Origin of the sequence: Haliea sp. E17, assembly GCF_048323675.1 — a bacterium.
GTDB lineage: Bacteria > Pseudomonadota > Gammaproteobacteria > Pseudomonadales > Halieaceae > Mangrovimicrobium.
The window spans coordinates 595074-616237 of record NZ_JBLWFK010000001.1 but is presented as its reverse complement, the minus strand read 5'-3'; the positions used below and the strand labels follow the sequence as shown (position 1 = coordinate 616237).

At 65.3% G+C, this 21164-nt stretch carries 16 protein-coding genes; 8 read left to right on the top strand and 8 right to left on the bottom strand.

The genetic code is table 11. From position 1 onward, the window contains the following. Nucleotides 1-80: 80 nt before the first annotated feature. Both ACNKU3_RS02700 and ACNKU3_RS02695 read right to left on the bottom strand, forming a co-directional pair. Nucleotides 81-1148, bottom strand: a complete 1068-nt coding sequence (locus tag ACNKU3_RS02700) for a hypothetical protein (RefSeq protein ID WP_418257868.1) — start codon at nucleotides 1146-1148, stop codon at nucleotides 81-83. After that, a complete protein-coding gene (locus ACNKU3_RS02695) occupies nucleotides 1145-1837 on the bottom strand; it encodes a hypothetical protein (RefSeq protein WP_418257867.1) in 693 nt (230 codons plus the stop codon). Before ACNKU3_RS02695 ends, ACNKU3_RS02700 begins: the two co-directional genes overlap by 4 nt. A 187-nt stretch (nucleotides 1838-2024) precedes the next feature. Between ACNKU3_RS02695 and ppdK the strand changes: the two genes are divergently transcribed. The 3 genes from ppdK (at nucleotide 2025) to ACNKU3_RS02680 (ending at nucleotide 6687) form a co-directional block, all read left to right on the top strand. Further along, nucleotides 2025-4631 (top strand): pyruvate, phosphate dikinase, encoded by a 2607-nt coding sequence (gene ppdK, locus ACNKU3_RS02690; protein WP_418257866.1) that lies wholly within the window; start codon nucleotides 2025-2027, stop codon nucleotides 4629-4631. Between the two features lie 139 nt (nucleotides 4632-4770). Next, nucleotides 4771-5949: a pyridoxal-phosphate-dependent aminotransferase family protein gene (locus tag ACNKU3_RS02685; protein WP_418257865.1), complete on the top strand. Its 1179-nt coding sequence runs from the start codon at nucleotides 4771-4773 to the stop codon at nucleotides 5947-5949. 93 nt (nucleotides 5950-6042) lie between these two features. Then, nucleotides 6043-6687, top strand: a complete 645-nt coding sequence (locus ACNKU3_RS02680) for an OmpA family protein (protein ID WP_418257864.1) — start codon at nucleotides 6043-6045, stop codon at nucleotides 6685-6687. A gap of 61 nt (nucleotides 6688-6748) precedes the next feature. Here the strand turns inward: ACNKU3_RS02680 and ACNKU3_RS02675 are convergent, their stop codons facing one another. Both ACNKU3_RS02675 and ACNKU3_RS02670 read right to left on the bottom strand, forming a co-directional pair. Continuing rightward, on the bottom strand, nucleotides 6749-10450 hold the full coding sequence (locus tag ACNKU3_RS02675) for a translocation/assembly module TamB domain-containing protein (RefSeq protein ID WP_418257863.1): 3702 nt from the start codon (nucleotides 10448-10450) through the stop codon (nucleotides 6749-6751). Then, nucleotides 10447-12207, bottom strand: a complete 1761-nt coding sequence (locus ACNKU3_RS02670; protein ID WP_418257862.1) for an autotransporter assembly complex protein TamA — start codon at nucleotides 12205-12207, stop codon at nucleotides 10447-10449. The genes ACNKU3_RS02675 and ACNKU3_RS02670 overlap by 4 nt, the downstream gene beginning before the upstream one ends. 183 nt (nucleotides 12208-12390) lie before the next feature. On the opposite strand from ACNKU3_RS02670, the gene pap reads away from it, so the two are divergent. Then, nucleotides 12391-13854: a polyphosphate:AMP phosphotransferase gene (gene pap, locus ACNKU3_RS02665; RefSeq protein ID WP_418257861.1), complete on the top strand. Its 1464-nt coding sequence runs from the start codon at nucleotides 12391-12393 to the stop codon at nucleotides 13852-13854. Nucleotides 13855-13882: 28 nt separating this feature from the next. Here the strand turns inward: pap and ACNKU3_RS02660 are convergent, their stop codons facing one another. Further along, a complete protein-coding gene (locus tag ACNKU3_RS02660) occupies nucleotides 13883-14629 on the bottom strand; it encodes a lysophospholipid acyltransferase family protein (protein ID WP_418257860.1) in 747 nt (248 codons plus the stop codon). Nucleotides 14630-14846: 217 nt separating this feature from the next. Between ACNKU3_RS02660 and ACNKU3_RS02655 the strand changes: the two genes are divergently transcribed. Then, entirely contained in the window at nucleotides 14847-15170 is a 324-nt protein-coding gene (locus ACNKU3_RS02655; RefSeq protein ID WP_418257859.1) for a hypothetical protein, read from the top strand. A 14-nt stretch (nucleotides 15171-15184) separates the two neighbouring features. Here ACNKU3_RS02655 and ACNKU3_RS02650 read toward each other — a convergent pair whose 3' ends face one another. Continuing rightward, nucleotides 15185-16396: a hypothetical protein gene (locus ACNKU3_RS02650; protein WP_418257858.1), complete on the bottom strand. Its 1212-nt coding sequence runs from the start codon at nucleotides 16394-16396 to the stop codon at nucleotides 15185-15187. Nucleotides 16397-16561: 165 nt separating this feature from the next. Further along, nucleotides 16562-16795: a SlyX family protein gene (locus tag ACNKU3_RS02645; protein WP_418257857.1), complete on the bottom strand. Its 234-nt coding sequence runs from the start codon at nucleotides 16793-16795 to the stop codon at nucleotides 16562-16564. Between the two features lie 74 nt (nucleotides 16796-16869). On the opposite strand from ACNKU3_RS02645, the gene ACNKU3_RS02640 reads away from it, so the two are divergent. After that, nucleotides 16870-17235 carry a translation initiation factor Sui1 gene (locus ACNKU3_RS02640; protein WP_418257856.1) on the top strand — a complete coding sequence of 122 codons (366 nt, stop codon included), beginning with the start codon at nucleotides 16870-16872 and terminating at the stop codon, nucleotides 17233-17235. Between the two features lie 312 nt (nucleotides 17236-17547). After that, nucleotides 17548-17946 (top strand): hypothetical protein, encoded by a 399-nt coding sequence (locus ACNKU3_RS02635; RefSeq protein ID WP_418257855.1) that lies wholly within the window; start codon nucleotides 17548-17550, stop codon nucleotides 17944-17946. 82 nt (nucleotides 17947-18028) lie between these two features. On the opposite strand, the gene ACNKU3_RS02630 is transcribed toward ACNKU3_RS02635, so the two are convergent. After that, on the bottom strand, nucleotides 18029-19975 hold the full coding sequence (locus ACNKU3_RS02630; RefSeq protein ID WP_418257854.1) for a transglycosylase SLT domain-containing protein: 1947 nt from the start codon (nucleotides 19973-19975) through the stop codon (nucleotides 18029-18031). Nucleotides 19976-20228: 253 nt separating this feature from the next. Between ACNKU3_RS02630 and ACNKU3_RS02625 the strand changes: the two genes are divergently transcribed. Next, nucleotides 20229-20870, top strand: coding sequence for a TetR/AcrR family transcriptional regulator (locus ACNKU3_RS02625; protein ID WP_418257853.1), 642 nt, complete (start codon nucleotides 20229-20231; stop codon nucleotides 20868-20870). Nucleotides 20871-21164 lie beyond the last annotated feature (294 nt).

The following is a 21164-nucleotide window of genomic DNA, read 5'->3' as shown; positions in this document are numbered from 1 at the left end:
GTGCGCTTTTTGACGTGTTCCAGTGGGAATGTTCTGGATCACGCTCGGCGCACAACCTCCGAGGCGATGCGTCGCACCCTCTATGGCTGGGTCGGCTGCACCGGTTGCCCGGGCAGTTCGCCCATCTCCAGCGCGAAGATCTCGCGCAGGATGCGCCGCCAGTCCTGGTAGCGGGATTCGAGGCTGCCGCTCAGGCGGAACACCTGGCCGCGGGATTCCACCACCGTCGGGCCGACTTCATTGTTGAAACCCTTGGCCAGTTCGTCGAGGTCCTGCTGGCGGATGCGGAAGGCCCGGTAGGTGCTGTAGTCGGAGAGCATGGCGGCATAGCTGCCGCGGCGGTCGCTGCTCTCGCGCTCGCTGGCGCGCGCGGCGTACTCGCGCTCGTAGACCGCCTGCTCCCGCCAGTTCTGCCGCCACAGGTCGTAGGTGGGCTGCAACTCGTCGTGCAGGCGGGCGTACTGCTCGTCGACGTTGTCGATGAACAGGTACTCCTGCTGCCGTATACGCTCTACCCGCTGCAGCATCGGGTCGTCTTCCGCCGGCAGGCGTTGCAGGGTGTAGGGAACCTCTCCGCCACCGGAGAGGTAACCGGCAAAGGCCTCGGGAGCCAGGCTGTTGGCGTAGCGCAGGCGCGCGATGGTCTGCAGTTGCTCACGGGATTGCGCCGGCAATGCCGCCAACTGCCCGGCCAGTTCACTGGCGATGCGCCGGTAGAGGCTGTCGAAGGGATCGGTTCCCGGCGCCACGGGGTACGCGCTGTCGCTGGCGCTGGCCTCGTAGGTGCCCTGCAGCCACTGCCGCCCGCTGGCGTCGGTCGCAGTAACCGCAAGGGACAACTGTTCACCGCTCGAGGTGAGAATCCGGGCGCTGATGGTCAGTTCCACCAGTTCACTGGCCTGCGGCATGACCCGCACTGCGCCCCAGAGTCCGTCGGACTCCAGCACGCGGCGCAGCTGCACTGCCTGGTAGATCGCTTCAGCCTTGCGGATCTGGGGAAACTCCTGTTGCGGTACTGGCGCGACGGCCTCGGCCAGGCCCGGGTCGAACACCACCACTCCCACATCGAGGTAACCGGGGGCCTGGGCGCTGGCCGCGGTGGCTGCCAGCCAGGCGGCGAGAACCAGCAGCACTCTTGCCAGCTTCATTGCGGGGCCTGCTCGGTGGTGCATACCCGGCCGCGGCTCAGGGTCTGGCGGCAGTGGATGCCCGAACGGTTGGGGTCGTAGCGGTTGTAGACCCGCGCGACCGAGAAGGGCTGCGACACTTGCCGGGAAAACAGCTGGGTTACCACCTGCAGCCGCTGCCCGTCGGGCGCCAGGGTAAAGCGGTGGCGGATGTGCAGGCCGTCGGGCAGCTCCACCTGGAACAGCAGCTGGTGGTCGCGCCAGCCGCACAGCTCGCGGCCGAAGGCGGAGTCGCGCACCGCATCGGCGGCGCTGAAGTCGCATTCGAGGGCAAAGCTGCCCTCGCGTTTCACACTGATGTCGCTGTCGCCCTGGTCGATCTCCAGCAACTGGGGTTCGGTGATGACTTCCGCCATGCGCGCCAGCGCATAGATACCTGCACTGCTGCCGTAGACGGCGCCGCCGGCGGACAACGTACCCGGCCCCTGCCCCATACCCTGGGACTGGCGCTGGGCCTGCCGGCGCAGTTCGGTCATCAACTGCTCGTAGGCATCGTTGACCGAGTCGCTCTGGCTGTAATCCACTTCCCAGGCGCCGCTGAAATCGACGCGCTCTGCCGGCGCCGCGGGCCGGGGCTGTTCCGAGGGCGCGCCAGCGCAGCCCGCAACCAGCAGGCACGCCAGGACAGCCATGGAATAGAACAGACGCATATGGGCGCCTAGTGTAGCGTGGCCGCAAGTCCCGCGAAGCTGAATTTTCAGTATTTTATTAACGAATTTGAGTCACGCCGGCGAACGCGTATCCTCCCCGGGGGGAATTTGCGCGTTCGACCAGCACGGATGTTCGCGTATACTCTGCCCCTCTCCAGTTCGGTAACTTTCACGGCGGGACTCAATCATGGCAAAGCGGGTTTACCTCTTCAGCGAGGGCAACAAGGATGATCGCGAACTCCTCGGCGGCAAGGGCGCCAATCTCTGCGAGATGACCACCCTGGGCCTGCCGGTACCCTTCGGCTTCGTTATCACCACGGATACCTGCCGCGAGTATTTCCACTCCGGTAACAAACTGCCCGGACTGCTGGAACAGGAATACCGGGTGGCCCTGGACCTGGTGGAAAAGAAGATGGGCGCACGCTTTGGCGACCCGGAAAACCCGCTGCTGTTCTCGGTGCGCTCCGGTGCGCCGGTCTCCATGCCGGGGATGATGGACACCATCCTCAACCTCGGCCTCAACGACGAAATCGCAGCCGGCCTCGCCGCCAAGACCGGCAACCCGCGCTTCGCCTACGACTCCTACCGGCGCTTCATCGGCATGTTCGCCGACGTGGTGATGGGTGTGCCCGGCGAGAAATTCGAGCACGAGATCGAGAAGTACAAGGCCGCCCACGGCAAGACCCTGGACGTGGAAATGTCCGCCGAGGACTGGCAGGCCATCATTGCCACCTACAAGACCCTGGTGCAATTCCCGGAGGACCCCTTCGTGCAGCTCAAGCTGGCGGTGGAGGCAGTATTCAAGTCCTGGCATACCCCGCGGGCCAATATCTACCGCGAAATGAACAATATCCCCGACACCATGGGTACCGCGGTCTGCGTACAGGCCATGGTCTTCGGTAATTTCGGCGACGACTCCGGCTCTGGCGTGGCCTTCACCCGCAACCCCTCCACCGGCGAGCACAGCTTTTTCGGCGAGTTCCTGTTCAACGCCGCCGGCGAGGACGTGGTCGCCGGTATCCGCACACCGCTGCCGGTTGCCGCGCTGCAGGAGAGGCAGCCCGAGGTCTACGACGAACTGTTCAAGACCCAGGCGATGCTGGAAAAACACTACCGCGACATGCAGGACCTGGAGTTCACGGTACAGGAAGGCCGCTTCTACATGCTGCAGACCCGCAGCGGCAAGCGTACCGGCCGCGCGGCGGTGAAGATCGCCGTCGACATGGTCGGCGAAGGCCTGATCAGCGAGCGCGAGGCCCTGCTGCGGGTGTCCCCGGAACACGTGGAGGCCTTCCTCCACCCCACCGTCGATCCCGAGGCCAAGACCGACATCATCGCCACCGGCCTGCCCGCCAGCCCCGGCGGCGCCACCGGCGAGGTGGTGTTCTCCGCGGACGAGGCGGAGGAAGTCGCGGCCAAGGGTCGCAGCGTGATCCTGGTGCGCCGCGAGACCACCCCCGAGGACATCCACGGGATGAAGGTGGCCGCCGGCATCCTCACCGAACTGGGCGGCATGACCTCCCACGCGGCGGTGGTCGCCCGCGGCATGGGGGTTTGCGCCATCACCGGTTGTGGCAGCCTGCATATCAATGTCGCCGAGGGCATTGCCCACAGCCACGACGGTATCACCCTGAAACGCGGCGACGTCATCACCCTCGACGGCAGCACCGGCGAAGTGATGCTCGGCGACATTCCGAAGATCGCCGCCAGTTCCTCTGACGATTTCCAGACCCTGCTGTCCTGGGCCGACAAGCACCGCAAGCTCAAGGTGCGCGCCAACGCGGAAACCCCCGAAGATGCGGCCCGCGCGCGGGAACTCGGCGCCGAGGGCATCGGCCTGTGCCGCACCGAGCACATGTTCTTCGAGGCCGAACGCATCGAGAAAATGCGCGCGATGATCCTCAGCGAGACCAGCGCGGAGCGGCAGAAATACCTCGAAGAACTGCTGGTTTTCCAGCGCGAGGACATGCTCGAACTGTTCAAGGTGATGGATGGACTGCCGGTCACCATCCGCCTGCTCGACCCGCCGCTGCACGAGTTCCTGCCCCACACCGAGGAAGACATGCGCGAGCTGGCCGAGGCGGTGGGCAAACCCCTGGAAACCGTGCGCGAAATCACCGAGAGCCTGTCGGAGGTCAACCCGATGCTCGGCTTCCGCGGCTGCCGCCTGTCGATCGTCTACCCGGAAATCACCGAGATGCAGGTCAAGGCCATCATGGGCGCCGCCGTCGAGGCCACCCGCCAGGGCTACAAGGCGCGGCCGGAGATCATGATCCCCCTGGTGGTGAACGTCCGCGAGATTCGCATGATCACCGAGATCATCGACCGCGGCGCCCAGGAAGTGCTGCGCGGCACCGGCATCTCCGTGCCCTACAAGGTCGGCACCATGATGGAAACCCCCCGCGCGACCCTCGGCGCGGACCGCCTGGCGCCGGCGGTGGAGTTCATGAGTTTCGGCACCAACGACCTCACCCAGATGACCTACGGTTTCTCCCGCGACGACGCCGGCAAGTTTATTCCGGACTACCTCGACAAGAAGCTGATCGACTCCGACCCCTTTGTCTCGCTGGACCAGCGCGCGGTGGGCCGGCTGATGGAAATGGCGGTGGAAGACAGCCGCAGGGTGAAGAAAAACATCAAGTACGGCATCTGCGGCGAGCACGGTGGCGACCCCCGCTCCATTCGCTTCTGCCACCGCCTCGGCCTCGACTACGTGTCCTGCAGCCCCTTCCGCGTGCCCATCGCGAGGATTGCCGCAGCCCAGGCCCGCGTCGAGGAAGTCGGTGACGACTGATTTTCGCCGTACGACAGGTATCGGAGGGGCGTCCGCTGTACCTGCGGTCGCCCAATCCCTCCCGGATGAGTCTCCCGCTGCCTGCGACAGACACCGATGAACAGCCAATAAAGAAACACGGATTCGAGGACCGCATGCCATGACCAGCAGCTTCCACCCGCCCCAGCGTATCCTGATGGGCCCGGGCCCCTCCGATATTTCACCCCGGGTGCTGGGCGCCCTCGCCCGGCCGACCATCGGCCACCTCGACCCGCAGTTCATTCACCTGATGGACGAGGTCAAGGGGCTGCTGCAGTACGCCTTCCAGACCACTAACGAGCTGACCCTGCCGGTGTCGGCGCCGGGTTCCGCCGGTATGGAAGCCTGCTTCGTCAACCTGGTCTCCCCGGGCGACACGGTGATCGTCTGCCAGAACGGCGTGTTCGGCGGCCGGATGAAAGAGAACGTCGAGCGCTGCGGCGCCACCGCGGTGATGGTCGAGGACGACTGGGGCCAACCGGTCAGCCTCGACAAGGTGGAAGCCGCGCTGCAGGCCCACCCGGAAGCCTCGGTGCTGGCATTCGTGCACGCGGAAACCTCCACTGGCGCCCGCTCCGACGCCGCCGCCCTGTGCGCGCTGGCGCAGCAATACGGGGCGCTGTCGATTGTCGATGCCGTCACCTCACTCGGTGGCATCGAGGTCTCGGTAGACGCCTGGGGCGCCGATGCGGTGTATTCCGGCACCCAGAAATGCCTGTCCTGCGTACCCGGCATTTCCCCGGTTACCTTCAGCCCGCGCGCGGTCGAACGTATCCAGTCCCGCGAGCACAGGGTGCAGAGCTGGTTCCTCGACATGCAACTGGTGATGGGTTACTGGGGCGGCAGCAGCAAGCGCGCCTACCACCACACGGCACCGGTCAACGCCCTGTACGCGCTGCACGAGTCGCTGATCATGCTGGAAGAGGAAGGGCTGGAAAACGCCTGGCAGCGCCACCTGCGCAACCACCTGGGGCTGGTCGCCGGCCTCGAGGCCATGGGCCTGACCATGGCGGTGGCGCCGAAGTACCGTCTGCCGCAACTCAACGCGGTCAACATTCCCGCGGGCGTGGACGACGCCGCGGTGCGCGCGGCCCTGCTCAACGACTTCAGCCTGGAGATCGGCGCCGGCCTCGGCGCGCTCGCCGGCAAGACCTGGCGCATCGGCCTGATGGGCCACGCCAGCAGCGAGCGCAATGTCATCACCTGTTTGACCGCGCTGGAATCGGTGCTCGGCCAGCAGGGCGCGGACATCGCCAGCGGCAGGGCCCTGGCCGCCGCCCGTGCCGCGCTGGCCGGCTGACCACAGACTCGCGCTTTTACACTTTTTAACTTTACCCACAGTGGCGCCAGTGCCACTGTGTTAGCCCCTTTTTTTACCTGCGGAGAACACTCTATGCGCACCCTGGTTACCGGACTATCGACTGCCTTCCTCGCCCTGGGACTGGCGGCCTGTACCACCAACCCCTACACCGGCGAACAGCAGGCGAGCAAGGCGGCCACCTACGGCGCCGGGGCCGCCGTGGTTTGCGGTCTGGTGGGTGCCATCGAGTCCGGCAAACACGCGCGCAACGCCGCGCTCGGCTGCGGCGTTGTCGGTGCGGGCGTCGGCGCCTACATGGACGTACAGGAAGCGAAGCTGCGCGAACAATTACAGGGCACCGGTGTTCAGGTCTCCCGTGAAGGCGACAACCTGCGCCTGATCATGCCCGGCAATATCACTTTCGACACGGATTCCTACAACCTGCGCTCCGGCTTCTACCCGGTGCTGAATTCCGTCGGCGAAGTGCTGCGGAAATACGCAGATACCACCATTCGCGTGACCGGCCATACCGACAACACCGGCAGCCGCCAGCACAACCAGAACCTCTCCGAGCGCCGCGCCGGCAGTGTCGCCGACTACCTCGCCACCCGCGGCGTAGACCGCAACCGCATGCTGGTGCAGGGTATGGGCTTCGACCAGCCGATCGCCGACAACAGCACCCAGGCGGGCCGCGCGACCAACCGCCGGGTGGAACTCTACATCCTGCCGAAAACCTGAGGCTGATGCGCGGGCCGGGGTTGCTGCGGGACAACCGTTTCGTCGCTTCCCCGCCGCGCGGTCAGTTGATATCGAAGGAGTAGTAGAGGTCCACGGAGTTCTCCAGCCGGCTCACCACCTCCAGCCACAGGCGGCTCTGTAAATACAACCTGGCGGTGAACTCGTTGATCGGCTCGTAGAGGCCGACCCCGTAGGAGAGGTAGATCCTGTCCCCCAGGTAGCCGCCGACTGTCGCCGCGGTCTCATCCTCCTCACCACTGGAGCCGAAGGCCACGTTGTTGATCAGCGGCAAGCGGTTCAGGCCCTCGACGATACCGCTCTGGTTGACCACGTCCGCCCCCACCGACAGGGCCAGCGCCGCGCCGTCGGCCCCGGCGCCCGCATCCAGGCCGCGCCCGCGAATCAGGTAGGACATGGCCTCGCTCTGGGACATCGGCGGGTCCGAGTAAATATCCAGCTGCGGCGATTCCAGCGGCCCGTAGACGTGCGCCCCCACTGTGACATTGTCCGCCCGGATGCGCCGCTCCGCGGAGACGTCGAGGGTTGGGTTCTGCGCCGGCCCGGAAAAATCCACCGTGCCGCGGCGGATTTCCAGCCGCTGCCGGTAGGCGTTCAGTTCACCCCCGGCGATATTCAGTGAACCGAACAGCTGGGTTGGCGTGGACGGCTGCTGCTCCAGTTGCAGGGTACCGCCGAGTACCGCCTGGATATTCTTGCCGCGCACGGCAAACTTTTCCGCAATGCTGATCGACAGGTCGGTGCGCAACTGGAAGGGCTGGCTTTCCGCCACGACATTGCCCGCGGTATCCACCTCCACCACATCCGGGGACAGGGCGACGCCGCCCTCCGGGAGTTCCTCGTGACGCAGCAGCCCTTCGTGGACCTGGATGGTTCCGTCCAGGTCGAGGATGTTGCCGGCAAAGGCGAGCTGCAGCTTTTCCGAGACCAGCGCCTCCGACGAGGGCGGCAGCAAAATTCGCTGGTTCTCGCCGTCGATGGCCAGGTCGAAACTCAAGGCGGGCTCCCAGGCAAAACTTCCCTGCAACTGCACCGGGCCGTCGCCCAACAGTCCGGAACCGCTGAGCCTGCCTGCGTGTCCCGCCAGGTTTACCGTCAGCGCCAGGTCGGTCAGGGCGGTGGGATTGCCCTCCACCAGCGCATGGCCCCGGGCCAGTTCCAGGGCGCCGGTCAGGCTCGGTGATGTCACCTGTCCCCCCAGCTGCACACTGCCGGACACTTCCCCATCGAGATCGGAAAACAAGGTTGCCCAGGGCGCGAAGGCCGAGAGATGCAGGGCATCCAGTTGCAGATCGCCGTCGAGTTCACCACTGGCCTCGGCCGGCAGCGTGGCCCTGATGGACGCCACCCGGCGCCCGTTGCGGGTGATGCTGCCGTCGACTGCCAGCGCCTTGTCCTCCCCACGCTGGACATGCAGCTCGGCAAGGTCCCAGGCCAGGGTGACGCTCTCCCCGAGGCCGAACAGGCGGGTGATGGTGACATCGGAAGCCTGCCCGCTGGCCGTCACTTGCACGCTGCGATCCGGCCCCCAGCTCGCCGCCAGCGCGCTGTCCAGCGCCCCCTTCACGCGCAGGTCCGGCGGCAGGAGGCCATTGAAGGCCTCGACATCGCCAGTCAGGTGCACGTCGACATCGCCGACCATGCCAAACTGGGCCCGCCTGGCGCAGAGTTCGAATTCCGGATGCTGCCAGCAGTGCGCCGCCAGCGAAACCGACGAGGTACGCGATTCCCAGGCCAGTGCCACCGGCTCCGCCAGCCGCCACGGACCGGAGCGTGTGGCCAGTTCCAGCGGCGACAACACCCCCCGCCACCCCCCGGCACCCAATCCCCCGTCTACCGTCACAGCCGTGGCCAGGTCGCCCGCCACCTGCAGCGTCAACTGGTGTGCGGACTCCGAACCGCGCAATCCTAGTACCAGCTGCTGCAGGCGCTGGCCGGTGTATTCGAGTTCCGGCACGGCGAGCTGTGCGTCGAGCTGCCCGCTGCTGCGCCGCCAGTGGCCGGAAAGCGTTGCCCCGGGCATCCGTAACTTGTCCATGAGTACGCCGCTGGCGCTGCCCTCCAGGGCCACATCGCCCTGCAGCAGTGCGCCCCGGGCCTGCAACTCGAAGCTGCCGCGCGCGCCCTCGACCCAGCGGCCGAGATCGTCCACGCTGACCTGCAGGCGGTCGGGAGCCCCGCCGTGGCCGTCCAGCTGCAGCTTGAGTTGCGCCCCGTTGAGCCGGGCATCGAGGTCCGCCGGAAGCAGTTGCAGCCCCGCCGCCAGCCCCGCGAAGCCGCTCACCCTTGCGGGCATGCCCTTGACGCTGCCCTCGATGTCGATGGCGGGGAAGCGCAGCTGCCAGGACTCCGCCTCGCCGCCGGCCTCCACTTCCGCCTCGCCCTGCAGGCGACCCGCCCCCGGGAGCAACCCTTCGGGCAACTGCAATCCGCTGCTGACCAACTTGCCCCGCAGCTGCCAGGGTGTCGCCAGCGCCAGGCTGCCGGTGAATTGCACATCGGACCCGCTGCCGCTATCGCCCAGGCTGAGTGACTGAATCTTCAGTTCACCCGCTTCGAGTGTGGCCATGGCCTGCAGGTCCAGCGCGCTGTAGCCCAGCCCGCTGGCAGCAGCCGACAACTGCAGGACCTGTGCCTCCAGGTTGCCGCTCGCCTCGAAGCGAACAGGCGTTTCCAGTTGCAGGGCAGCGAATGGCTCCGCGACACCCGCCACACTGCCCAGGGTGCTGCCCGCCGGCCAGCCGGCACTGCCGAGGAAGGAGAAAGGCAGCCCCGCGGCGAGGATATCCAGGGTGCCCGCCAGCGACAGGTCGGGATCGCCGCTGCCGCCTAACGCCACCTGCAGGGACGCAAAATCCCCGTCCACATCCACCGACATGGCGCGCTCGCGCAGGGCCGCGGGCAGCGCGTCCCCCGCGAGCGTCGCGTGCAGCGCCCACCGCATCGGCCAGCGGGCGGAAAAATCCAGCAAGCCACTGCCGGCCGTTGTTTGCAGGGCGAGCCCGTCGCTGCTGAAACGCTGCAGCGCGAGGCTGCCCAGGGCCAGGCGGGTACCCCGCCACTCCCCGGCCAGTTCCAGCCCCTGCAGCTCGGGCGTCCAGCCGGCGAGGTCCAGCTGCCCCTCCCGCAAGTGCAGGGAGTCCAATTCGATCTGCAGCGGCAGGAAAATACGGATCGGCTCGAAGCCGGTATAGGGCCCCTCGTCCTCGCCCGGCTCAACGACCAGTTGTGCCGTGTCCAGTTCCGCCCGGGAAACCCGCAGCAGCGGACCGACAAAGCTCGCCGCCGCCCTGAGGCCGCGCTGCTCCCAGTGCCCGCCGGGCCAGCTCACCCGCGCGTGCACCACCTCGAGTGCGTCGCTCTTCAGGGGATAGGGCATCTCGACCAGGCTGTCATCCGCTGGTGCAGCTGCCTCCGGGGCGTCGGCTGCCGCGGTTTCCGCCACCGCCACCGCCAGCGACTGGACCCGCAGTTCGCGAAAGCAGAACTCACTGCGCAACAGGCAGCCGGGCTCCAGTTGCAGGGCGATATCGTCGAGCGCGACCGTGACATCGGCAACCGCGATCCGCAGGTGGGACAGCCGCAGTTCGCCCAGCAGGCTGCCCTCCCGGTAGCCCGCGTCGATAACTTCCAGCGCATCCAGCCGCTGAACCAGCCAGCGGGTGCCCGTGGCGGTAAATGGCAATGCCACGAGCAGCGCCAGGAGCAGCGCCAGGACCAGCACGGCATAGCCCAGCGCCCTCAAAATTCTGCTCCAATGGCCAGGTTCACCCGCCAGTTCGGGTTGTCGTCGGTATAGGGGTTGGCAATTTCGAAGCGCACCGCGCCCACCGGCGTCAGGTAGTGGATGCCGACACCCGCGCCACCGTGAAACTCGAAATCCTGCGCATCGAAGGCATCGCCGCCATCGAGGAACAGCGACCCGCGCCAGCTGTCGGTAAACGTGTACTGGTACTCGATGCTGGCCGTGGCGAGCCGCTCGCCCCCGACCACGATCCTGACTTCCTCGCCCTTGTCGTTGGTGGTCACCACCTCCGAACCGATCGACTGGTAACCGTAGCCGCGCAGGCTCTGGCTGCCGCCAGCAAAGAACGCCAGCGACGGTGCGAGATCGTGGCGCTTGCTGTCCTGCATCACCACCGCGCCGAGGTCGGAGCGCAGCACCACCCGGTGGCGTTCGCCAAAGCTGTGAATGTAACCGTAGTTGGCCAGCACCCGGACCAGGTCGACGTCGGAACCGAACTGGTCACTGCCGCCCTCCAGCCGGTACCACTGGCTGAAACCGGCGGAAGGATTGACCAGGCTGCCCTTGCGCAGGCGCTGGGAAATGGAAAAGCCCGGCAGCACGTAATCGCCTTCGCGGCTCTCACCTGCGGCGTTCCAGCTTTCGCGCAGGGCGCGCAGGGAGTAGCTGTAAATCCAGTTGCCGCTCTTGAACTCCCGGCGCCCGCCCAGTTCGTGCTGGCGACTCTCGAGGTCGCCGAATTCGTTGTCCTCGACGCGCACGGAAAACTGCAGGGTATCGTTGAGCGGGTGGCTCATCGGGATGCTGTAGGTGACGCGGCCGCTGGGATTGATCGGCGAGTACTGCAGCCGGGTTTCCTGGCTGTGCCCCCAGCGATTGATCCGCGGGGTGCGCCAGGCCAGGGTTACCCGCTCCTCGGTATCGGTGCTGTAGCCGATGCCCACATCGAAGCTGTGGCGCTTGGCCGGAAAGAGCTGCAATTTCAACGGCACTTCACCCTGGCTGGCGGCATCCAGGCGGGGTTGCAGGAGCACCGTGGAAAAATACCCGGTGCGCTGCAACTGGATCTGGCTTTCCCGCAGCCGCGCCTGGTCGTAGGGTTCACCCTCGCGCGCCGTGACCAGCGGCTCGACCAGTTCCTCCACGAACTCCTGGCGATCGTAGTCCAGCGCCCCGAAGCGATAGCGCTGGCCGCTCGCATAGTGGAGCTCCACATCCGCGGTACCGCCCACCGCTTCCACGGCGACCCGGCTGCGGGTGAACTCGCCGTCGAAATAGCCGTGCTGCAGACCGAGTGCATTGAGTTTGCGCCGGACCTGTTCATATTTCTCATGGTTGAGGACGTCGCCGGTTTTGAGGCCGGTGTTTTCCAGGTATTTGCGGAATGCCGGGTCCTCGCTGGCGGCGCCGGTGACCTCGATGTCCACCTCGCGCAGGTGTACCGGCTCACCGGGGACCACGTCGATACGCAGGGTCCAGGGCTCCTGCAGGCGTTCGAGGTGCAGGTCGATTTGCGGCCGGTAGTAACCCAGTGCCCGCAGGCTGTTACCGACCTTTTCCTCGGCGCTGTGCAGGTAGTTGGAGCGCGCCTGGGCGGTTTCGGGCAGCTGGCCGAGCCAGGCCAGGGCATTCGATTTCAGGTCACCGTCGAGACCGGTGAGTTCCAGCTTGAGGGTCTGGGCATATCCGGAAAGCGGCAGCGAACTGAGCAGGAACGCAAGGAGCAGGCCCTGGAATGTGCGATTGCTGCCGTTCAAACCTGTGTGTTCCTCTCACCGCGGACTTCCCGATTGGTACGGGCTTACGATTATAGCCACAGGTGGGTGGCAAAAATACGCCGGGGGCATACTCCTGCGCCGCCGTGGGCTACTCTTTCTGCAGCGGGCCGGCAATCCGGCCACCCACTGCAGCGAGTATACAGAGCAGCTCACATGGAAGGCATGAAGTTTGACCAATGGGCGGTCCGTTACGACATCGACCCGGACCACTACAAGTCGCGCATCGAGCAATTGCGTGAGGACCTGCTGGAACAGCAATTTCGCCTGGCGGACTCCGGGCGCCCTGTCATCCTGGTGATCGCCGGGGTCGACGGCGCCGGCAAAGGGGTGCTGGTGCACCGGCTCAACGAGTGGATGGACCCCAGGCGGATTGAAACCAATACCTTCTGGGACCCCTCCGACGAGGAGGAGGAGCGCCCCTATTTCTGGCGCTACTGGCGCAGGCTGCCAGCGCGCGGCCACACCGGCATTTTCCTCGGATCCTGGTACCGGCAACCGCTGCAACACCGGGTGGACGGCACCATCGACGACGACGGATTGCACCATGCGGCGCGGCGCATTCGCAGTTTCGAGCATCAACTCACCGCCGATGGCGCGATCCTCATCAAGCTCTGGCTGCACATTTCCGAGTCGACCCAGCGCCGGCAACTCGAGGAAAAGGCGCCCAAAACCCAGCAGAACCCCCGTGTTACTGACAATCCCTACGAATTGCGCGGCCTCTACCAGCCCACCCTGGAAGCCGCCGCCCGCCTGATCCAACAGACCCAGAGCGTGGAATGCCCCTGGCACGTGATCGACGCCGAGGATCGCAATTCCCGGGAACTGACCGCAGGGGAAATCATTCTCGGCGCCCTGCGCGCGCGACTGGACAGCAAATCTGCCAGCGCCAGCCTCGCGACCCTGGCCGCCCCGGTGGATTATCTCGCCGCCGTTCCCCTGCAGAAATCCCTGTCCGCCAGTGACTACAAAACCCGCCTTGCCGACAACCAGGAGCGCCTGCAGGACCTCGTCTGGCGGGCCTACCGGGACAAGCGCTCCCTGGTCGTCGCCTTCGAGGGCTGGGACGCCGCCGGCAAGGGTTCCGCCATCCGTCGGGTGACCGCGGCCATCGACCCGCGCCTGTATACCCTGGTACAGATCGCGGCCCCCAGTGACGAGGAGATCGATTACCACTACCTCTGGCGCTTCTGGCGCCGGCTGCAACGGGACGGGCGCGCCACCCTGTTCGACCGCTCCTGGTACGGACGGGTACTGGTTGAGCGGGTGGAGGGTTTCGCCAGTGACGCCGAGTGGCAGCGCGCCTACGACGAGATCAACGACTTCGAACGCGACCTGGTCGAGCACGGCAATATCGTCGCCAAATTCTGGCTACACATCAGTGCCGAGGAACAACTCGAGCGCTTCCAGGCGCGCGAAAAGGAGGCCCGCAAGCGCTACAAGATTACCGATGAGGACTGGCGCAACCGGGAAAAGTGGCCCGCCTATGCCGCGGCGGTAAACCAGATGGTCAGCATGACGGACAGCAAACACGCGCGCTGGCACCTGATTGCGGGCAACTGCAAACGCCATGCCCGGGTGCGGATACTGGAAACGCTGTGCGAAACGCTGGAGAAAGCGCTCGAATGAGCCGGGACAGTAACGGCAGTCCAGCGCCTCAGGCGGCGCTGTAGGCCTGCGGATCGAGTCGCCGCATTTCCGCTTCGATCCACCCGCCGACCTGCGCCATCAGTTCACCCTGCTCGCGACCGGCCGAGGGAATGGGCGCACCGATGGACACGTCGATCACACCGGGTATAAAGGAAAACGAGCGCCGCGGCCAGCAGCGTGCCGAGGTCACCGCAATCGGGATGATATCGGCACCGGTGGTAATGGCGAGCCGCGAACCGCCGGTCTTGTATTCACCCGGCTCACCGCGCTCGGTGCGCGTACCTTCGGGGAAAATGATTATCCAGCGACCGCGATCCATCAGCACCTGGCCCTGCTCGGCGACCTTGGCCCAGGCCTTCTTGCGCTGGCTGCGGTCGATATGGACCATGTTGAGGCGGCCCAGCGCCCAGCCGAACACCGGGATACGCAGCAGCTCCTGCTTGAACACGTAGGAACAGGGGTGCGGCATCATGCCGGGCAGGAAAAAGGTTTCCCAGGTGGACTGGTGTTTGGCGCACAGGACGATGCGGCGCATGTCATCCTTTGCGGGCAGGTGCTCCGCGCCCTGCACACGGTACTGCACCCCGCCCACGATCCGCGCGGCGCCGACCACGCCGCGCACCCAGGGAATACCGAACCACCACCAGAGCTTTTCGTCGTCGAGGAACAGCGAGCAGACCAGCAGGCCCAGCCCCATGGGAATGACAGAAACAACAATCCACAGGAATACCAGCGCTGAGCGGATTGTACGCATTGAGGGTCCCAAACAATTAAAGCTGAGCATTAAACCAGAGCGGGCGCGTGGAGAAAACCGAAAACTGGGGGCCGCCCAATTACCTTGCCAGAGCAAGGGATCCGCGAGTCGGCGCTTTTCCGGCCTTACGCCCTGTCTTTCCCCCGGCGCAGGGGTATACTAAACGTTTTGCCCCCGGGCGGTGATTACAGGGAAATCGGGATCCGTGAAGAAACCTGTGTCAAAAGCCGAACTGCGCGCCGAACTGGAAAGCGCCACGGAGCATTTCCTGCAAAAAGGCGGCCAGGTGCAGCAAATTCCCAATGGCACCAGCGGCAAGGGCCCTGACGACCCCCTGCTATTCCTCAACCAGCGCCTGTTTACCGAACCGAAAAGCGAACGCACTCCGGTCCCCGAAGTCATAGCCGCCATCGAAGCGCGGCGCCGCGAGCGCTTCAAACGCTCGCCGGAACCCAAACGCTCACGCCTGCCACGGCCGCGCCGTAAAGTCATCTACGACGATTTCGGGGAGCCGCTGCGCAAGGTGTGGGTTGAAGACTAGCGCGAACCGCGCATTTACCCGGCCGGGTCGTCGTCCTGCTCGCCACCGGGAAGCGGGGGGCTGGTAATCAGGCTGCTGCTGAACGGGCGGGTGATCCTGATCGTATCCCAGCTCTCCTCCCCGTCGTTCGGCGCCCGTTCACTGGGGGCAGCGGTGCCGAGACTCGCGGACGGGGCTTCGCGGGTGACCGGCCTATCCCCGGGGACCATGTCGCCCGGCGCTACTTCGGGGGAAGTCTGCAGGACCGGCGGCGGGACTGCTCGCCCCACGCTTTGCGGCGCGACGCCGCGCTCGCCGCGATCCACGACTGTGGGACTGCGCGGCACGGCCGAAACCGGGCTGGCCAGCGGCGCCCTGGCAAATGCCTCCGGCACCGGATTTTCCACCGGCGGGGGCGCCTTGAGGGTCGCTGGCGGCGCGCCGGTTGGCCACAGGCGGGGGCCGGGCATCGGCATCACCAGGGAGGCCAGGTCCTGCTCTGCGGTCTCCTCCCCGGCCGCAAGAATTTCCTCCGCGACCTGCTCCTCTTCCGCTTCGCGCAGGACCCGCTTGCGCATCACGTCGTTGGCGCATTGCGACCAGCGGCCAAAGTGCACCGATTCCGAGGGATCGGGCATGCGGTGTTTGCGGAACCCGGCCATCTCGCGCATGAAACGCTGTTTCACGGCCCGGTAGTGGTAGATGTGATCCTCGGTGCGCAGGGGCACGAGATCCGAGCCGCTGCGAATCACCAGCATCTGCGGCGGCAGCTGGCCCTGCAGGCTGTGCAGCAGGTCGGCCAGGAAACACAGGCGGAACGCGGAGGACAGGGTGGTCTTGGCCTGGGTGTCACAGGGGATATACAGGTAGTTGCCCATCTCGGAATAGCCGCTGGTACGCATCAGCAGGTTGGCGGAACCGGACAGCGGCCCGACGGCGAGCTGCCCGTTGACGATGAAATCCACGCCACTGCGCATCGCCCCGAGGGTGGCGGTGCGCCGCTGCGGCTCCCCGTCCTGCGGGTTGATGAGTTCAACGTGCTTGTGCTCGGAGAGCAGCAATTGCGCCAGCTCTTCCTGGCAGTCCAGGGGTTTTGCGGGGGCCGGGCTGTCGGCATCCGGTGCAATGCCGTGATCAGGATTTTCGAGGGTCAGCCGCTCCATCCAGCTGGCGAAGGGCGACTCGCGGAACAGGACAATATCTTCTGGACTGTAGGTTACGGCATTATCTACGCAATAGCGGTACATGACGTGCTGCTTGTATCCCTCTGGCCGAACGCCAACGGCGAAAGTCTTCTGGGTACTCAGGCCGTTTGTGTAGTTATATCGGAATGGCCGGTCGGTAGCAATGATTGCGGCCCGGGCGCGGCAGGAAGTAGCCTGAATTCGCTACATGAGGCCGGAAAATCCCACTCAATAGTGGGGCGGCCGCTCGTCGAGCACCGAACCCGGACCATCTTCCTGCCGGTGCTGGAGCTCGTCCTGACGATGCTTGAGCAGGGTGAGCTGGTCGCGCAGGGTAAGGATTTCCCGCTGCTGGCTGGCGAGGGCATCGTTGAGGCGGGCCACGGTGTCTTCCAGGAACGCCAGCTGGGTCTGCAGCGCCTCGATGTGCTCCAGCGCACCTGTGTCCCGTGATTCCGCCATGCCCGCTCCGACTGTTCCCCACCCGTTCGCGCGCTACTATACTGCCGCGCGAACGATATGCACAGGGTGAACCGATGGCCAGACAGAACAAACCCCGCGGCGGACTGGTGTACTCCACGGACCAGGGGCGCCTCTGCCCCGGCTGCCACGCCCCGGTGGCGCAGTGCCAGTGCCGTAACCAGGCGGCCGCAGCGGCCGGCGACGGCATCGTACGCCTGCACCGGGAGAGCAAGGGCCGTGGCGGCAAGGTGGTCACCATTGTCCGCGGCCTGCCCCTGGCCGGCGAGGAACTCAAGGCCATGGCCAAAACCCTGAAGCAGAAATGCGGTGTCGGCGGCGCAATCAAGGACGGCGCGATCGAAATCCAGGGCGACCAGCGCGAGGTCATCAAAAGTGAACTGGAAAAAAGTGGCTACACGGTGAAAATCGCCGGCGGCTAGGCTATTTTTGAATTTTTTCGTATTTTAGGCGATTTTAACTATTTTTTATTGAATTTTTCTGGGAGTTACTCTCACCAACCAACACCGCCCCACCCCCAGTTAGGAGCGTATCCCGTTATTTAGGATTAATAAAAACCTGCAACTTTCTATTTTTATTGGATTTTATTTTTTTCTGTGCTAAAAATTACCCTGTGAGCCCGGAACTGCGGGGAAAACAGGGGCATGTTTCCTCGCCTACAACAAACCTGGCCACATAACCGAAGTAAAACGGCAGTTTCTGACGGATGTGACATCCCTGCGAGGAAGTAGGTTATGTATGTTACTGCAGAGCACCTGAGGGACCAGGTCATTCGGCCGACCCTCAAATACCTGGGGAAATGGACACCGGCTTGCGAGGCCTTCCTGCTCGAAGCCGCGGTCAACGCACCGGAACTGGGCTTGTTCTCGGCGCGCAACGATGGACTCGGGCTCTTCAATATCACCGCCGCACAACATCGGGACCTGTGGGACCGCTTCCTGGCGTTCAACCCGGACATGGCCAGCCGTGTCCGCGGACTGGCCAGCCAGCGCGCGTTCCTCAGCGACCCGGACGGTGAATTGCAGACCAACCTGAGCTACTGCACCGCCATCGCCTGGCTGCTGTACCAGCGGGCAGGACTGGCCAAGGAGGCCGGCATGGCACCGGTGCAACGCGCGCGGGAATCCGCCTAGGCCAACAGGCCGCCGGGCAAGCAGCAGCACCGGGCAATCGCCAGATGCCCGGGAGGGAATCCTGCGCCCCTGCGCGTCCGCGTCAGTAGAACGCGGAACGCTCGGTCTCCGTCAGCAGGCTCGGGCGCTCGCCCAGGCGGTGCTGGAACAGCACGTTATAGGCCAGCACGGCCTGCACATAATTCCGCGTCTCCCGGTAGGGAATCGTTTCCACCCAGATATCCACAGGCACCTGCTCTCCCCGGCCATTGCGCCAGCGATCCACCCGGTGGGGGCCCGCATTGTAGGCCGCCAGGGCGAATATCCGGTTGCCGCCAAAGCGGTCCAGCAACTCGCGGTAATAGGCGCTGCCCAGTTCCACGTTGTATTCCACCCGGTACAGGTCGGCGGGCTGGAAGGGCAGCTTGAGCTGCTTCGCCACATGCCGCCCGGTGGCCGGCATGATCTGCATCAGGCCCATGGCGCCGGCGGGCGAATTGGCCTCCGGGAAAAACGCGCTCTCCCGCCGGGCGATGGACATCAGCTCGGTGCCCTGGAGCCCCTGGGCCGCCGCGTTCTTGCGGAATATGTCCCAATAGGGGGTGGGAAACCGCACCGCCAGGGCATCCCAGGCACTGGCGCGGGATGCCCCGTCGATGGCCATCCGGTACCAGCCCTCCTCGAAGGCCAACTGGGTGAGCGCCTGTAACTGCGCGGTGTCCGCGGTTTCCTGCAGCAGCATGTACCATTCGGCGTGGGCATCGCGTTCGCGCTGGTGGTAGTAGAGCTCCTCGATGCGCTGCACCGCCGGCAGCTGGCGCAGCTGGTCGAGGGTGCCGGGCGCAACAGCGAGCGGCTGGTCATTGTAGCTGTAGTCGGCGCCGATGCGGTCCGCGGCGAGGAAGCCGTGAAATTCCCGCTGGCCGGACAACGTGCGCAGCAGCTCGGTAGCGGTCTTGTCGTCCCCTGCCTGGGACAGGGTACGCGCGCGCCAGTAACCCCAGGTTGCGCTGCCCTGCCCTGCCTCGGACAGCAGGGGCAGGGTATCGCGGATCACCGCCCAGTCCTGTTCGCCGATTGCCCAGCGCAGGCGGATTTCGACCAGCTCGTCGTCTTTGAGGCGCGCCAGGGCACCCTGCAGCCAGTCCGTGTTGGCCGCCGTTTCAGCGAACATGCTGCGCAGGGCAATGGCGTGCTCGGCGTAGTGGCGCTGGTCCCCGCTGAACTCCATTTCCTCCTGGTAGCGCAGCCAGTAATCCAGTGCCTGCGCCGGGTTATAGCGGGCGAGGTAGGCCAGTCCGTGGACGACGATGTCCGCCGAGCGGGGTTCATCCGGCGGCAACTGCACACTGCGCATGCGCGAGGGTTTGGCGTAGACCGACAGCAGCCGCTCGGACCAGGGTTGCAAGGACGCACTGCCCCGGCCCGCCACGTAGCGCATCAGGGAACCTTCCCGCGCGTCGAAGGTGGCCAGCAGGCGCTGCCACACCAGCTCGTCGTTGAGCTGCCCGGCTTTCATCCAGGCGTCGAACAGCGGGTCGCATTCCTCGGGCCGCGACTTGCCATGGACCCAGAGGCCCGCCGCGCCGTCCCAGGCGGCCTGCGGGTCGCCGGTGGCCAGGCGGGCGCGAAAGTAATAACACTTCAGGTCGAGACTGTTGGGTTCGCCGGCGTTGACGGCGAGAAAATCCTGCCAACGGCGCTCCCGGCCGGCCTGGCGCAGCCAGTTGCCCAGGAAACGCAGTGACAGGGGGGTATCGGCACTGTCCCCGATAAATCGCGCGGCCTCCTCCGGCGAGACCTCGCCCGGGCGCCTGCTGAGCTGTTCGTAATCGAGGTATACCGCGAGGGGGTAGTTGTCCAGCCGCGAGCGCAGCGCCTGGTAGTCACCCGGGTTGCTGCCAACAAGCGCCTTGCGTGCCGCGCTGTAGTCTTCGCGAGCCTGGCTCAGCCGGGCGCCCTCCAGCGCCTGGCCCAGCACGGGACAGGCGACAAACAACGCGACGACAGGGGCGATCAAACGGGCGTGGGACAGTAGTTTCTTTAACACCTTCAGCAGTCCAATGGTATGTCGGGCACGCAGCCCCGATGGGCCGTAGCGTGATACTCGTCACGCGTGAATGCAAGGGCTCCCGGCAATTTCTCGCTCGCTCCTGCCCGCAACCGGGAAGCGCTGCCGGCGGTAACAGCCGCCCCGACCATTCCCCGGATTTATTATCAATTGCTCATTTTTTGGCGGATTTTGCTACCAAAACTCCCTGGTTTATGTGACTGGACTCACAAAATGGGCTAGATTTTAGCGAATGGTCGATAACTTATCTTCATTCAGCACCCCGCAACCACCCCGCACCAAGGGCCAGCGCACGGCTGCGCGTATTCTCGATGTGGCTGAGGAGATGTTCGCGCACCAGGGTTTCGCCGGTACCAGCCTGCGCCAGATTGCCGACGGCGCAGGCATCCGCGAACCCGGCCTGTACAACCATTTCGCCGGTAAGCAGGAGCTCTACGACGCTGTGCTCCGGCGAGCGCTGTCTCCAATTACCACTGCGATCAACCTGCGCCTGGACGGCGCCAGCGGCCTGCCCGACTATACCGACCTGCCCTCCCTGGTCAGCGACCTGCTGATAGAGCGCCCCCAGCGCGCGGCGCTGCTGCAGCAGGCCCTGGCTGGCGGCCATCCCGGGCTGGCCACTCACTACCAGGGCTGGCTGGAAAGCGTGTTCCAGCGCGGGGTGGAGGGTATCAACGAGCTCGGGCTGGGCCGGGAGATCGACCGCCATACCCTGGTCCTGAACCTGCTGGCGATCCTCAGCCTGGTCACCGGCTACGTCCAGTCCGCCGGGCAGTTCCGCCTACTCGGCTGCGGGGAAATCGACGACCCGGAAAACGTCGCGCGGCACAAGCTGCTGCTGCGCAGGATTATCCGGGCCATGCTGATCAGTTAGCTGCCAGGCAAGACTGGCCAGTGCTTCCCTACTGCCCCACACCAGACCCAACATCGCGTCTCCGGGCCAGGCTGACTAAAAAATAGCCAGAATCCACTAGGCAAAAGAACCAACATAAACTAGTCTGAACCAAGGCGTGCTGGACCCCCGAAGCTGCGAAAACAAAAACTCGCTCTCTGACACTGTTCCCGCAGAGCAGCATCAGGGCAACTCACGCAGCAAATCCCGATACCGTCAGGGCAGTTGTTTCCTGTCTATACCCTGAACGCGTGTCGCGCAAGCGTGGTGATTTTC

Coding starts and splice junctions, on each gene's coding strand:
- ACNKU3_RS02700 (WP_418257868.1), bottom strand. CDS start 1,148: ATGAAGCTGGCAAGAGTGCTGCTGGTTCTCGCCGCCTGGCTGGCAGCC.
- ACNKU3_RS02695 (WP_418257867.1), bottom strand. CDS start 1,837: ATGCGTCTGTTCTATTCCATGGCTGTCCTGGCGTGCCTGCTGGTTGCG.
- ppdK (WP_418257866.1), top strand. CDS start 2,025: ATGGCAAAGCGGGTTTACCTCTTCAGCGAGGGCAACAAGGATGATCGC.
- ACNKU3_RS02685 (WP_418257865.1), top strand. CDS start 4,771: ATGACCAGCAGCTTCCACCCGCCCCAGCGTATCCTGATGGGCCCGGGC.
- ACNKU3_RS02680 (WP_418257864.1), top strand. CDS start 6,043: ATGCGCACCCTGGTTACCGGACTATCGACTGCCTTCCTCGCCCTGGGA.
- pap (WP_418257861.1), top strand. CDS start 12,391: ATGAAGTTTGACCAATGGGCGGTCCGTTACGACATCGACCCGGACCAC.
- ACNKU3_RS02660 (WP_418257860.1), bottom strand. CDS start 14,629: ATGCGTACAATCCGCTCAGCGCTGGTATTCCTGTGGATTGTTGTTTCT.
- ACNKU3_RS02650 (WP_418257858.1), bottom strand. CDS start 16,396: ATGTACCGCTATTGCGTAGATAATGCCGTAACCTACAGTCCAGAAGAT.
- ACNKU3_RS02645 (WP_418257857.1), bottom strand. CDS start 16,795: ATGGCGGAATCACGGGACACAGGTGCGCTGGAGCACATCGAGGCGCTG.
- ACNKU3_RS02640 (WP_418257856.1), top strand. CDS start 16,870: ATGGCCAGACAGAACAAACCCCGCGGCGGACTGGTGTACTCCACGGAC.
- ACNKU3_RS02635 (WP_418257855.1), top strand. CDS start 17,548: ATGTATGTTACTGCAGAGCACCTGAGGGACCAGGTCATTCGGCCGACC.
- ACNKU3_RS02625 (WP_418257853.1), top strand. CDS start 20,229: ATGGTCGATAACTTATCTTCATTCAGCACCCCGCAACCACCCCGCACC.